This window comes from Streptomyces sp. NPDC016851 (assembly GCF_055562795.1).
The window spans coordinates 1-13,264 of record NZ_JBVHEP010000002.1; the positions used below are offsets into that span (position 1 = coordinate 1).

Annotated in this window: 12 protein-coding genes; 7 read left to right on the top strand and 5 right to left on the bottom strand. The window is 70.1% G+C overall.

Going from position 1 to position 13,264, the window contains the following annotated elements:
* The 5 genes from ACZ3I3_RS02745 to pgl form a co-directional block, all read left to right on the top strand.
* Positions 1–528 (top strand): transketolase-like TK C-terminal-containing protein (locus tag ACZ3I3_RS02745; protein WP_467361990.1); only part of this gene is annotated, 528 nt, incomplete at its 5' end.
* A gap of 34 nt (positions 529–562) precedes the next feature.
* Positions 563–1,681, top strand: a complete 1,119-nt coding sequence (tal, locus tag ACZ3I3_RS02750; protein ID WP_467361992.1) for a transaldolase — start codon at positions 563–565, stop codon at positions 1,679–1,681.
* Positions 1,682–1,685: 4 nt separating this feature from the next.
* The gene (zwf, locus tag ACZ3I3_RS02755) at positions 1,686–3,209 is read left to right on the top strand and encodes a glucose-6-phosphate dehydrogenase (protein WP_467361993.1); all 1,524 of its coding nucleotides are present in this window, start codon (positions 1,686–1,688) and stop codon (positions 3,207–3,209) included.
* Positions 3,206–4,297 carry a glucose-6-phosphate dehydrogenase assembly protein OpcA gene (gene opcA / locus ACZ3I3_RS02760; protein WP_467361995.1) on the top strand — a complete coding sequence of 364 codons (1,092 nt, stop codon included), beginning with the start codon at positions 3,206–3,208 and terminating at the stop codon, positions 4,295–4,297. Before zwf ends, opcA begins: the two co-directional genes overlap by 4 nt.
* The gene (gene pgl / locus ACZ3I3_RS02765; RefSeq protein WP_467361997.1) at positions 4,294–5,079 is read left to right on the top strand and encodes a 6-phosphogluconolactonase; all 786 of its coding nucleotides are present in this window, start codon (positions 4,294–4,296) and stop codon (positions 5,077–5,079) included. Before opcA ends, pgl begins: the two co-directional genes overlap by 4 nt.
* Positions 5,080–5,212: 133 nt before the next feature.
* On the opposite strand, the gene ACZ3I3_RS02770 is transcribed toward pgl, so the two are convergent.
* The 5 genes from ACZ3I3_RS02770 to ACZ3I3_RS02790 form a co-directional block, all read right to left on the bottom strand.
* Positions 5,213–6,052: a carbohydrate ABC transporter permease gene (locus ACZ3I3_RS02770; protein WP_467361999.1), complete on the bottom strand. Its 840-nt coding sequence runs from the start codon at positions 6,050–6,052 to the stop codon at positions 5,213–5,215.
* Positions 6,049–7,410 carry an ABC transporter permease subunit gene (locus tag ACZ3I3_RS02775; protein WP_467362001.1) on the bottom strand — a complete coding sequence of 454 codons (1,362 nt, stop codon included), beginning with the start codon at positions 7,408–7,410 and terminating at the stop codon, positions 6,049–6,051. The genes ACZ3I3_RS02770 and ACZ3I3_RS02775 overlap by 4 nt, the downstream gene beginning before the upstream one ends.
* Positions 7,411–7,416: 6 nt before the next feature.
* Positions 7,417–8,742, bottom strand: coding sequence for an ABC transporter substrate-binding protein (locus tag ACZ3I3_RS02780; protein WP_467362003.1), 1,326 nt, complete (start codon positions 8,740–8,742; stop codon positions 7,417–7,419).
* 50 nt (positions 8,743–8,792) lie between these two features.
* On the bottom strand, positions 8,793–10,451 hold the full coding sequence (locus tag ACZ3I3_RS02785; RefSeq protein WP_467362004.1) for a glycoside hydrolase family 13 protein: 1,659 nt from the start codon (positions 10,449–10,451) through the stop codon (positions 8,793–8,795).
* 152 nt (positions 10,452–10,603) lie between these two features.
* Positions 10,604–11,875, bottom strand: a complete 1,272-nt coding sequence (locus ACZ3I3_RS02790; protein ID WP_467362005.1) for an ABC transporter substrate-binding protein — start codon at positions 11,873–11,875, stop codon at positions 10,604–10,606.
* Between the two features lie 121 nt (positions 11,876–11,996).
* Between ACZ3I3_RS02790 and ACZ3I3_RS02795 the strand changes: the two genes are divergently transcribed.
* Together ACZ3I3_RS02795 and ACZ3I3_RS02800 are read left to right on the top strand one after the other, a co-directional pair.
* Positions 11,997–12,512: a PadR family transcriptional regulator gene (locus ACZ3I3_RS02795; protein WP_356043967.1), complete on the top strand. Its 516-nt coding sequence runs from the start codon at positions 11,997–11,999 to the stop codon at positions 12,510–12,512.
* Positions 12,509–13,264: an ABC transporter ATP-binding protein gene (locus ACZ3I3_RS02800; protein ID WP_099054619.1), complete on the top strand. Its 756-nt coding sequence runs from the start codon at positions 12,509–12,511 to the stop codon at positions 13,262–13,264. Before ACZ3I3_RS02795 ends, ACZ3I3_RS02800 begins: the two co-directional genes overlap by 4 nt.

A 13,264-nucleotide genomic window follows, 5' to 3' on the forward strand; every position in this document is an offset into this window, starting at 1 on the left:
AACGAGACGGCCATCGCCTGGCGCGAGATCCTCCGGCGCTGGACGAAGGAGTTCGGCAAGGGCCAGCCGCACGGTCTGGCGCTGACCCGTCAGGGTGTGCCGACGTACGAGCCCAACGACGATGCCGCCAAGGGCGGTTACGTCCTGTTCGAGGCCGACGGCGGCGAGCCCGAGGTCATCCTCATCGCCACCGGCTCCGAGGTGCACGTCGCCGTCGAGGCGCGCGAGCAGCTCCAGGGCGCCGGCGTGCGCACGCGCGTGGTGTCCATGCCGTCCGTGGAGTGGTTCGAGCAGCAGGACCAGGGGTACCGGGACAGCGTCCTGCCGCCGTCCGTCCGGGCCCGTGTCGCGGTGGAGGCCGGTATCGGTCTCACCTGGCACAAGTACGTGGGCGACGCCGGCCGCATCGTTTCCCTGGAGCACTTCGGTGCTTCGGCCGACGGCAAGGTCCTCTTCCGCGAGTTCGGCTTCACTCCCGAGAACGTGGCCGCCGCCGCGCGGGAATCGATCGCCGCAGCTCAGCGCTGACGCTTATATACGACACGTAGGAGATGGAATTTCCATGACAGACGCACTCAAGCGCCTCTCCGAGGAAGGCGTGGCGATCTGGCTGGACGACCTGTCGCGCAAGCGGATCACGTCCGGCAACCTCGCCGAGCTGATCGACCAGCAGCACGTCGTGGGCGTCACCACCAACCCGTCGATCTTCCAGAAGGCGATCTCGCAGGGCGACGGCTACGACACGCAGCTGACCGATCTCGCCGCCCGCAAGGTCACCGTCGAAGAGGCCATCCGCATGATCACGACGGCGGACGTCCGCGACGCCGCCGACATCCTGCGCCCGGTCTTCGACGCCACCGGTGGCCAGGACGGCCGGGTCTCGATCGAGGTCGACCCGCGCCTGGCGCACAACACGCGGGCGACGGTCGCCGAGGCCAAGCAGCTCGCCTGGCTGGTGGACCGGCCCAACACGCTCATCAAGATCCCGGCGACCGAGGCGGGCATCCCGGCCATCGCCGAGACCATCGGCCTGGGCATCAGCGTCAACGTCACGCTGATCTTCTCGCTGGAGCGCTACCGCCTGGTCATGGACGCGTTCCTGACCGGCCTGGAGAAGGCCAAGGAGCGCGGCCTGGACCTGTCGCAGATCCACTCCGTGGCGTCGTTCTTCGTCTCCCGCGTGGACACCGAGATCGACAAGCGGATCGACGCGCTGGGCACCGACGAGGCCAAGGCGGCGCGCGGCAAGGCCGGCGTCGCGAACGCCCGTCTGGCCTACCAGGCGTACGAGGAGGTCTTCTCCTCGGACCGCTGGAACGCCCTGGAGAAGGCGGGCGCCAACAAGCAGCGTCCGCTGTGGGCGTCCACCGGTGTCAAGGACAAGGCGTACAAGCCCACCCTGTACGTCGACGAACTGGTGGCCCCGAACACGGTGAACACCATGCCGGAGGCGACCCTGTTCGCCACCGAGGAGCAGGGCGAGATCCGTGGCAACGCCATCGCCGGCACGTACGAGCAGGCCCGCGCCGACCTCGACGCGGTCGAGAGGCTCGGGATCAAGTACGACGACGTGGTCCAGCTGCTGGAGGAGGAGGGCGTCGAGAAGTTCGAGGCGTCCTGGACCGACCTGCTGAAGTCGACCGAGGCCGAGCTCAAGCGCCTCGCGCCTTCGGAGGGCTGAACAGGTGTCGAGCAGCAATCCGCTGCGTGACCCCGCGGACCGACGGCTCCCGCGTATCGCGGGGCCGTCGGGCCTGGTCATCTTCGGCGTCACGGGCGACCTGTCCCGCAAGAAGCTCATGCCCGCCGTCTACGACCTCGCCAACCGGGGTCTGCTGCCGCCGGGCTTCTCGCTCGTGGGCTTCGCCCGCCGCGAGTGGGCGCACGAGGACTTCGCCCAGGAGGTCCACGACGCGGTCAAGGAGCACGCCCGCACGCCCTTCCGCGAAGAGGTCTGGCAGCAGCTCATCCAGGGCATGCGCTTCGTGCAGGGCACGTTCGACGACGACGACGCGTTCGAGCGGCTGCGCTCCACGATCGAGGAGCTGGACAAGGCACAGGGCACGGGCGGCAACTTCGCCTTCTACCTGTCCGTGCCGCCGAAGTCCTTCCCGGTGGTCATCCAGCAGCTGAAGAAGCACGGGCTGGCCGACCAGAAGGGCGGCTCCTGGCGGCGCGCGGTCATCGAGAAGCCGTTCGGGCACGACCTGAAGTCGGCCGAGGAGCTCAACAAGGTCGTCCACGAGGTCTTCGCCCCGGACCAGGTCTTCCGCATCGACCACTACCTGGGCAAGGAGACCGTCCAGAACATCCTGGCGCTGCGCTTCGCCAACACGATGTTCGAACCGATCTGGAACCGGTCCCTCGTCGACCACGTGCAGATCACCATGGCCGAGGACATCGGCATCGGCGGCCGGGCCGGGTACTACGACGGCATCGGCGCCGCCCGTGACGTCATCCAGAACCACCTCCTCCAGCTCCTGGCGCTCACCGCCATGGAGGAGCCGGCCTCCTTCGACGCGGACGCGCTGGCCGCCGAGAAGACCAAGGTGCTCGGCGCGGTGAAGCTGCCCAAGGACATGGGCCGGGACACCGTGCGCGGCCAGTACGCGGCCGGGTGGCAGGGCGGCACGAAGGTGCGCGGCTATCTGGAGGAGGACGGCATCAACGCCTCCTCGAAGACCGACACCTTCGCCGCGATCAAGCTGGAGATCGACAACCGCCGCTGGGCGGGCGTCCCCTTCTACCTGCGCACCGGCAAGCGCCTGGGCCGCCGCGTCACGGAGATCGCGGTCGTCTTCCAGCGGGCCCCGCACTCCCCCTTCGACAGCACGGCCACCGAGGAGCTCGGCTCCAACGCGATCGTCATCCGCGTCCAGCCGGACGAGGGCGTCACGGTCCGCTTCGGCTCGAAGGTCCCCGGCACGTCGATGGAGATCCGCGACGTGTCGATGGACTTCGCGTACGGCGAGTCCTTCACGGAGTCCAGCCCGGAGGCGTACGAGCGTCTCATCCTGGACGTCCTCCTCGGGGACTCGAACCTCTTCCCGCGTACCGAGGAGGTCGAGCTGTCCTGGAAGATCCTCGACCCGATCGAGGAGTACTGGGACACCAACGGCAAGCCCGCCCAGTACCCGGCCGGTACCTGGGGGCCCGTCGAGGCGGACGAAATGCTCGAGCGACACGGACGGAGCTGGCGCCGGCCATGAAGATAGACCTCACGGACACCACGGCCAGCAAGATCAACAAGGCGCTGGTGCAGGGCCGCCGGGCGATCGGCACCCCGGCGGTCGGGATGGTGCTCACGCTGGTCATCGTGACCGACGAGGAGAACGCCTACGACGCGCTGAAGGCCGCGAGCGACGCCTCGCACGAGCATCCCTCGCGCACGCTCGTGGTCATCAAGCGTGTCTCCCGCTCGCCCCGCGACCGTACGCAGTCCCGCCTGGACGCGGAGGTCCGGGTCGGCGCCGACGCCGGCACCGGCGAGACGGTCGTGCTCCGGCTCTACGGCGAAGTCGCCGACCACGCCCAGTCGGTGGTGCTGCCGCTGCTGCTGCCGGACGCCCCGGTGGTGGTGTGGTGGCCGGTGAACGCGCCTCTCGACCCGGCGAAGGACCCCCTGGGCGCCCTCGCCCAGCGCCGCGTCACCGACACCTACGCCTCCGAGCAGCCGGTACGGGACCTGGCCACCCGCTCCGGGACCTACACCCCCGGTGACACGGACCTGTCCTGGACCCGCATCACGCCCTGGCGCTCCATGCTGGCGGCGGCCCTCGACCAGGTCACCTGCGAGGTCAGGGCCGTCGAGGTGGAGGGCGAGGAGTTCAACCCGAGCTGCGAGCTGCTGGCGATGTGGCTCGCGGACCGGCTGGACGTCCCCGTGAAGCGCTCACTGTCCGGCGGCCCCGGTCTGACGGCGGTCCGCATGGACACCAGCTGCGGCGCGATCACCCTGGACCGAGCCGACGGCTCCCTCGCGACGCTCTCCATCGAGGGCCAGCCGGCCCGCGGGGTGGCGCTCAAGCGCCGGGAGACGGCCGAGCTGATCGCGGAGGAGTTGCGGCGGCTCGACCCGGACGACACGTACGCGTCGGCGCTGCGGTACGGGGTGGACCGGCTGAAGTCTCCCAAAGGAGATCAGGGAGAGCCCAAAAGTGACGGGCGAGCACGACTCGCCCTCCCCGCTCCCGTCGAAGCGGCTGCGAAAGCTCCCGCTGCGGAAGCGGCGGCGCAGGCACCGGTGAAGCAGGAACCGCCAAGGTTGGAACCGGTAAGGAAGGCACCCACGAAGTGAGTACGGCACCGCAGCTCGTCGTCCACCACGACAAGGAGCTGATGGCCCAGGCCGCGGCGGCCCGGCTGATCACCAGGATCGTGGACGCGCAGGCCTCCCGGGGCTCGGCGTCCGTGGTCCTGACGGGCGGCCGCAACGGCAACGGCCTGCTGGCCGCCCTGGCCGCAGCGCCCGCCCGGGACGCGATCGACTGGAGCCGGCTCGACCTCTGGTGGGGCGACGAGCGGTTCCTGCCCGAGGGCGACCCGGAGCGCAACGTCACGCAGGCGCGTCAGGCACTGCTGGACTCGGTGCCGCTCGATCCGAAGCGGGTGCACGCGATGCCCGCGTCGGACGGCCCCTACGGCACCGACGTGGACGCGGCGGCGGCCGCGTACGCGGAGGAACTGGCGCGAGCGGCGGGCCCGGAGAACCACGGGCCCGTGCCGACGTTCGACGTGCTGATGCTGGGAGTCGGGCCGGACACGCACGTGGCGTCGCTGTTCCCGGAGTTGCCGGCGGTGCGGGAACTCGACCGTACGGTCGTCGGTGTCCACGGCGCGCCCAAGCCGCCGCCGACCCGGGTGACGCTGACGTTGCCGGCGATTCGGGCGGCTCGTGAGGTGTGGCTCCTGGCCGCGGGCGAGGACAAGGCCCAGGCCGCGGCGATCGCGCTCTCGGGCGCGGGGGAGATCCAGGCGCCGGCGGCCGGGGCGTACGGCCGCAGCCGGACACTGTGGCTGCTGGACGCGGCAGCGGCTTCCCAACTGCCGCGTTCCTTGTATCCGCCGGCTTCGGCTTAGGGCAAGGCAACCAGGGGGCTCCGCCCCCTGGACCCCCGTGCCTTCGCCTCGCAGTTGCCCCCATCAAGGGCAGTTTCGGGTGGCGGGTGGGCATAGGCGGGGGTCCAGGGGGCGGAGCCCCCTGGTACTGCGGCTACTTGACCGACCCGGCCATGACCCCCTGCACAAAGTGCCTCTGGAACGCGAAGAACACGACGACCGGCACGACCAGGGACACGAACGCCCCGGGCGCCAGGACATCGATGTTGCTGCCGAACTGCCGTATCTGCGACTGGAGTTCCACCGTCAGCGGCTGTGAAGCACTGTCCGCGAACAGCAGCGCCACCAGCATGTCGTTCCACACCCACAGGAACTGGAAGATGGCCAGGGAGGCGATCGCCGGCCGCCCCACGGGCAGCACGAGCCGCGTGAAGATACGCCATTCGCTGCCGCCGTCCATCCGGGCCGCCTCCAGCATCTCCTTCGGCATCTCGGCGAAGTAGTTCCGCAGCAGGAACACCGCGAACGGCAGACCGTAGGCCACGTGGAAGAGGACGACACCGGGGATCGTGCCGAACAGGCCCAGCTGCCCGAAGAGTTTGGCGACCGGCAGCAGCCCGATCTGCACGGGCACCACCAACAGCGCGACCACGACCAGGAAGACCGCCTCCCGACCGGGGAAGTCCAGCCACGCGAACGCGTAGCCGGCGAGCGCCGCGATCACCACGACCAGCACCGTCGTGGGCACCGAGATCAGCACCGTGTTCCAGAACGCCTGCGTGATGCCGGAGTTCTGCAACAGCGAGGAGTAGTTGTCGAAGGACAGCTGTCCGGGGCTGGAGAACACCGTCCACCAGCCGCCCTTCGCCGTGTCCTCGGCGGACCGCAGCGAGGACAGGAACAGCCCGGCCAGCGGCGTCATCCACACCAGGCCGATCACCACGAGGAAGGCCTGGACGACCCCGTTGCCCAAACCGCGCCGCACCGCGTTCATCGCTGACTCCTTCGGAAACGGCGGACGTTGAACACCATGGCCGGGACCACCAGCAGCAGGAGCAGCACTCCGAGCGCGCTGCCGAGCCCCTGGTTGTTGCCGCCGCCGAACGACACCAGCCACATCTGCGTCGCGAGGACGGTCGCGTCCTCCTGCACGGGCCCGGGCGCGATGATGTAGACGAGGTCGAAGACCTTCATCACGTTGATGACCAGAGTGACGAAGACGACCGTGAGGACCGGGGCCAGCAGCGGCACGGTGATCCGCCGGAAGATCTGCCACTCGTTCGCGCCGTCGATCCGTGCCGCCTCCAGCGCGTCCCGGGGCAGCGTGGACAGGCCCGCCCCGATCAGCACCATGGCGAAGCCGGTCCAGATCCACAGGTAGGCCCCGATGATCGCCGGTGTGACGAGCGCCGGTCCAAGCCAGGAAACCCCCTCGTAGGGCGGGGCGAAGTTGGACGACGGCAGCTTCACCGCGTACGAGCCCGGTCGGAGTCCCTCGAAGCGGAAGGAGCCGTCGGACGCGGTGGTCGCCGTGGCGACGGCCTTGCCGTCGCGCACTGCCTCGACCTTCATCTGCGGCAGTCCGCTCTCCCGCCGGTCGACCTTGCCCTGTTCCCCTCCCCCGCCAGGGGTGAAGTCCAGGTAGACCACGCCGCGCAGTTCGTCGGGGGCGGCCTTCTTTCCGGCCGCCGTGTACGCGGGTTCGGTCCCGCCGGGCAGGTCGTCGGGCAGCACCCCGACCAGGCCCAGCGTCACCGCGTCGCCCGGGGACACGGGCGTACTGGTGCGGTACGAGCCGTCCTTGTCCTTCGTCAAACCCTGCCCGTCCCGCGCCCGGGCGGTCGGGTACGAGGACTCGGCCTTGAAGGCGTCGTGGACGGAGACGGCCGCGGCGTTCAGGACGCCCTTGTCGGGGTCCTCGTCGTAGGCGAGCCGGAAGATGATGCCGGCGGCAAGGAAGGAGACCGCCATCGGCATGAACAGGAGCAGCTTGAAGGCGGTGGCCCAGCGGACCTTCTCCACCAGGACGGCCAGGATCAGCCCGAGGCCGGTCAGCAGGGCCGGAGCCACGACGACCCAGATGGCCGTGTTGCGGACGGCCGTGAGGGTCGCCGGGTCGCGGAACATCTCGGTGTAGTTCTCGCCGCCGACGAAGGTCGTCCCCGAGGCGTCGAAGAAACTGCGGCCGACGCTGAACAGCACGGGGTAGACGACGAGCGCGCCGAGCAGCAGCAGGGCGGGCAGTACGAACAGCAGGGCGACGATCTTCCCGCGCCGGCGCAGCCGCCGGGTGCGGTCGGCGACCGTGACGGGCGGTGGGGGGTTCGTCTCTTTGACGAGGGTCGCTGTCATGGCGGATCAGTCCTGGTACGCCTTGGCCGCCGCGGCCTCCAGCTTCGCCGCGGTGCCCTTCGGGTCCGACGGGTCGCGCAGGAAGTCCTGGAGCAGCTTCCACTCGCCGGTGCCCTTGGTGCCGCCGAAGGCCGCCGGGGCCTGGTCGGACATGTCGAAGCGGACCGAGTCCCCGGCGTCGACGAGGGACTTGGCGGTGGCGCGCGTGACGTCGTCGCCGTAGGAGGCGAGGTCGAGCTTCTTGTTCGGGGAGAGGAAGCCGCCCGCCTCCGCCCACACCGCGGAGGCCTCCGGGGTCGCCAGGAACTCCAGGAGGGCCTGGGCGGCCTTCTGGTTCTTGCCGTCCTTGAGGACGACGGCCGCGTCACCGCCGCTGACGACCGGTGCCTCGCCGCCGGCGACCGCCGGGAAGGGGAAGAAGTTGGCGTCCTCGCCGACCTTCTTGCCGAACTGGTCCTTGGCGACGCCGGCGACGAAGTCGCCCTCGTAGACCATGCCGGCCTCGGGCTTCGGGCCGAACACCTTCTCCACCGAGCCGGGGAAGTCGGTGTTCAGGGCGCCCTTCTGGCCGCCGGCGATGAGCTGCTTGTCCTTGAAGAGCTTGCCGAGCGTGGTCAGGGCGTCGACGACCGACGCGTCCGTCCACTTCAGCTTGTGCGCGGCGAGGGCGTCGTACTTCTCGGGTCCGGCCTGGGAGAGGTAGACGTTCTCGAACCAGTCGGTGAGGGTCCAGCCGTCCTGCCCGGCGACTGAGAACGCGGCGAGCCCGGAGTCGGACACGGTCTGCCCGGCCTTCAGCATCTCGTCGTAGCTCTTCGGCGGCTTCACACCGGCCTGCTCGAGAGCGTCGGGGCTGTACCAGACGGTCGACTTGTGGGCGGCCTTGAAGTACAGGCCGTAGAGGGTGCCGTCGACGCTGCCGTACTCCTTCCACACGGGGGCGTAGCCGGCGTCGACGGCCTGCTCGGTCTTCTTGGAGAGCGGCTTGAGCCAGCCCTTCTGCGCGAACTGCTTGAGCACGCCGACCTGCGGGACCATCACGACGTCGGGGGCGTTGCCGCCCTCGATCTTGCTGCCGACGACGGTGGAGACGTTGTCGCCGGTGGAGGTGAACTGCGTCTTGGCGCCGGTCTTCTCGGTGAAGGCGTCCAGCACCTTCTGGAAGTTCTTCTGCTCGGTGCCGGACCAGACACCGGCCACGGTGATCGTCTGACCGCTGAGCGCCTTGTCACCGCCGCCTGCGGAGACGGGTCCGCCGCCGCAGGCGGTCGCGCCGAGCGCCAGGACGAGGGTGGTGCAGCCGGTGAGCAGGGTGGTACGTCGTCGCATCATCGTTGATGTCCCTTCGGGGAATTGACTTGCGGGCTTGACTTGCGGGGCGGTCAGGAACGGATCCACCAGGCGGCCGTCGAGCCGGAGAGCACTCCGGGCGGGCAGGGGCCGCTGGCGAGCAGGGGGGTGCCGGAGACCGGCGCGGGGGTGGGGGCCGTACCGAAGTTGACGGCGCACACCAGGTCGTCACCACGGGAGAAGGCCAGGACCCCGGGCGGGGAGTCCAGCCAGCGCAGTGTGCCCTCACCCAACTGGGGCAGAGCGGCGCGCAGTTGGAGGCCGTCGCGGTACAGGTGCCAGAAGGAGCGGGTGTCGGCGAGGGCGCGGTCGGTGGCGTACTCGGCGAAGTACTCCGGCTGGGGCAGCCACGGCTTGGCGCTCTCCACGCCCGGGGTGAAGCCGAACGGCGAGGCCTGCCCCGACCAGGGCAGCGGCACCCGGCAGCCGTCGCGGATGCGGGCCCTGCTGCCGGTGCGGCGGAAGATCGGGTCGGTGAGCACGTCGTCGGGCAGGTCCACGACCTCGGGCAGGCCGAGCTCCTCGCCCTGGTAGATGTAGGCGGCTCCGGGCAGCGCCAGCATCAGCAGCGCGGCGGCACGGGCGCGGGCGGCGCCGAGGCCGCTGCCCTCGGTGGCGGGTTCGCCGTAGCGGGTGACGGTGCGGACCTGGTCGTGGTTGTTGAGGACCCAGGTGACGGTCGAGCCGGTGCCGGCGATGTCCTGCATGGCCTCGGAGATGACCTTCTGGAAGGCGTCCGGGTCCCAGGGGGCGCTGAGCAGGTCGAAGAAGAAGGCCTGGTGGAGTTCGTCGGGGCGGACGTACTGGGCGTGCTCGCGGGCGGTCGGGACGGAGACCTCGCCGACGAGGAGGCGTTCGCAGCCGTCGCGCTCGGTGTACTCCTCGCATATGGAGCGCCAGCGCCGCCACACCTCGTGCACCTCGGGCTGGTTCCAGGCGAGCGGGTTGACCGAGTCGCGGGTGCGGGCGTCGGCCTCCGGGTCGTCGGAGTCGGGCAGCTCCGGGTGCTTGAAGAGCCCGGCGGCGACGTCGATGCGGAAGCCGTCGATGCCCCGGTCCAGCCAGAAGCGGAGGATCCGGTCGAACTCGGCGGCGATCTCCGGGTTGCGCCAGTTCCAGTCGGGCTGCTCGGGCGCGAACATGTGCAGGTACCACTGGCCGGGCCGGCCGTCCGGCTCGGTCACGCGGCTCCAGGCGGGGCCGCCGAACATGGAGTGCCAGTTGTTGGGCGGCTCGGCGCCGTCAGGGCCGCGGCCGTCGGCGAAGTGGAAGCGGGCGCGGGCAGGGCTGCCGGGCAGGGCCGCGAGCGCCTCACGGAACCAGGGGTGCTCGCTGGAGCAGTGGTTCGGGACGATGTCGAGCAGCACCTTGATGCCGAGCCGCCGCGCGGCCCCGACCAGCAGGTCGAACTCGTCGAGGTCGCCGAAGAGCGGGTCGACGTCGCAGTAGTCGGCCACGTCGTAGCCGTGGTCGTGCTGCGGCGAGGGATAGAAGGGGCTCAGCCAGATCCCGTCGACGCCGAGCTTCTTCAGGTAGGGCAGCCCGGCCCGGACTCCGGCGAGATCGCCGACGCCGTCGCCGGTGCTGTCGAGGAAGCTGCGGACGTACACCTGATAGATCACTGCGTCACGCCACCAGTGGTGCCTGTTCAACCCATCGACCTGTCTCTGAGGAGGGCAGCGGTTATGCATGCATGTTAAGTAGGCGTGTCGAGAGGGTGTCAATGAAAAGACAGAAGCTACCGCAGAGTTGAGGTGGTGAAATCCGGTATTTACTGGACATATCTCAGCGAAATGAGACGTCCGCGTTACCTAACAAGTAAGTAGAAGGCTCGCCGACTGCGCTAGCGGCGCGAGATGGCGGCGAGCTCGCGGGCCAGTCGGCGCACCGCCGCCGCGGGCGTCTCGTGCCCGGCCATCGCGTCGTGCACGACCGCCTGCACCACCAGACTGACCTGGTCGTAGCGCGGGCTCTTGGGGCGCGGCTCGGCCGTGCGCACGCTCTCCCGCAGGGTCGGCAGGTACGGGAACCTGCGGATGAGCGCGGGATCCTCGTAGAGATCGGCCCGGACGGGCGGCAGCGCACCGCGCGTGAGGACCTGGCGCTGGACGCGCTCGCTGGTGAGGTACGCGATCAGGCGGGCGGCCGAGTCCGGATGCCTCGCGTGCGCGCTGACGGCCAGGTTGGAACCGCCGAGGACACTCGTCCCCGGCCCGTCCGGTCCCGGCAGCGGTACGGCACCGACATCGCCGGCGACCTTCGAGCCGGGGGCGGAGGCGCCGACGTAGGCGTACGGCCAGTTCCGCAGGAAGAGCAGCCGGCCGTCCTGGAAGGCCTGCTTGGACTCCTCCTCCTTGTACGTCAGCGCCTCCTTCGGGATCCAGCCCTCGCGCACGCCGCGCGCCAGGAAGCCGATGCCCTCGCGGGCCGCCGCCGAGTCGACGGTGACGCGCTCGCCCTCGTCGCCGAGGATCGAGCCGCCCGCCGAGTAGACGGCCTCGGCCGCGTTGACGGTGAGGCCCTCGTACGGGAGGAACTGCCCGGCGTAGCCGTCGAGGCCGTACTTCGGGGCAATGGTCTTCGCGTAGCGCTCCAGCTCCGCCCAGGTGCGCGGCGGCTTGACGCCCTCCTTCGCGAGGACGTCCTTGCGGTACAGGAGCAGGCCGGCGTTGGTGACGTACGGGACGGCGTACAGCTGTCCGTCGTAGGTCGCCGTGTCCACGACCGGCGGGAGGAAGGTCTTCAGCGGGAAGCGGTCGCGGGGCAGCGGCCGGATCCAGCCCGCCGCGGCGAACTCCGAGGTCCAGTTGACGTCGATGTTGAGCACGTCGAACCGGCTGCGGTCGCCGTCGCGCAGGTCCGTGGCCATCTGGGCCTGGGTCTCGTCGGCGGAGTCCGGCAGCTCGACGAGGGTCACTTTTTCGCCGGGGTGGGTGCGGTTCCAGCCCTCCAGCAGAGGACCGAGGTAGCCGGTAAGGTCTCCGGCGGTGGCCAGGGTGAGCGGTCCGCGGCCGCCGCCGGCAGGCTCGCCCGCCTGCGCTCCGGCGGCAACGTAACCGGTCAGGACCACGACGAGAACGAGAAGGCCCCTACCCGCGGCATGGATCCACCGCATAGGTTCCTCCCTGTACACCGGCGACGGGCACCTTCGCCCGGAACAGAGGCCATGTATACCTGTTAGGTATGGGCGATACTAGGGCCTGGAGCACATTGGACCGGACAGGAGGACTGCACGCGTGCGCCTGCCCCTCCTGGCCCTCCTCGCCCGCGGACCCGCCCACGGCTACGAGCTCAAGCAGGACCTTGAGCAACTGCTGGGCTCCGCGTACCCTCAGCCGAACGTCGGCCAGATCTATGTGACCCTCGGCCGCCTCGAGAAGTCGGGACTGATCGAGGGCGAGGACGTGGCGCAGTCCAGCCGGCCCAACAAAAAGGTCTACCACCTCACCGAAGCCGGGCGGGAGGCGCTGCGCGCCTGGTTCGAGGAGCCCGAGGACGAGCCGCGGGTACGGGACGAGTTCTTCATGAAGCTGGCGCTCGCTCCGCAGAGCGGTCTCGCCGACCAGATCTCCCTGATCAACCAGCAGCGGCGCCAGTACCTGAACACCATGCGGCAGCTGTCGAAGCTGGCCGCCGCCGAAGACCGCGACAACCGCATCGCCCACCTGCTGATCGAGGGCGCGATGCTGCACCTGCAAGCCGATCTCGACTGGCTGGAGCGGTGCCAGGAAGAGCTGGAGGAGCTGGAGTGAGCGACGACCGTCCCGCTCCTGTGCTGCGCGCCGAGGGGCTGGTGAAGACGCACCACGGCGAGGGCGCGCCCGCCCATGCCGTGCGCGGGGTCGACCTGTGCGTACGGCCCGGCGAGTTCGTGGCGATCACCGGCCCGTCCGGCGCCGGGAAATCGACGCTGCTGCATCTGCTCGGCGGCCTCCAGCGGCCGGACGCGGGCAGGATCTGGCTCGACGGCGAGTCCACCGACACCTACAGCGAGGCCCGCTGGGCGGTGGAGCGCCGCAAGCGGATCGGGATCGTCTTCCAGTTCTTCAACCTCGTGTCCAACCTGTCCGTCGCCGACAACGTGGAGCTGCCCGCCCTGCTCGCCGGGACCTCGCCGAAGCGGGCCCGGGCCGAGCGGGAGCAGTTGCTGGCCGAGCTGGGCCTGACGGGCAAGGAGCGCAGCATGCCGGGCGAGCTGTCCGGCGGCGAACAGCAGCGCGTCGCCCTGGCCCGGGCGCTGGTCAACCATCCCCCGCTGCTGCTGGCCGACGAGCCCGCGGGCAGCCTCGACAGCAAGGGCACCCGAGAGGTGATGCGGCTGCTGACCCGCTTCCACCAGCGCGGGCAGACGATCCTGCTGGTCACCCATGACGCGCGGCTGGCGAGCGCCGCGGACCGGGTGATCAGCTTCTTCGACGGCCGGATCGCCGACGACGCGGAGCTCGACGGCGGCACACCACCGCGCCGGGCCGGCATATCCGGTGTGCTGGAACTCAGGGACTGA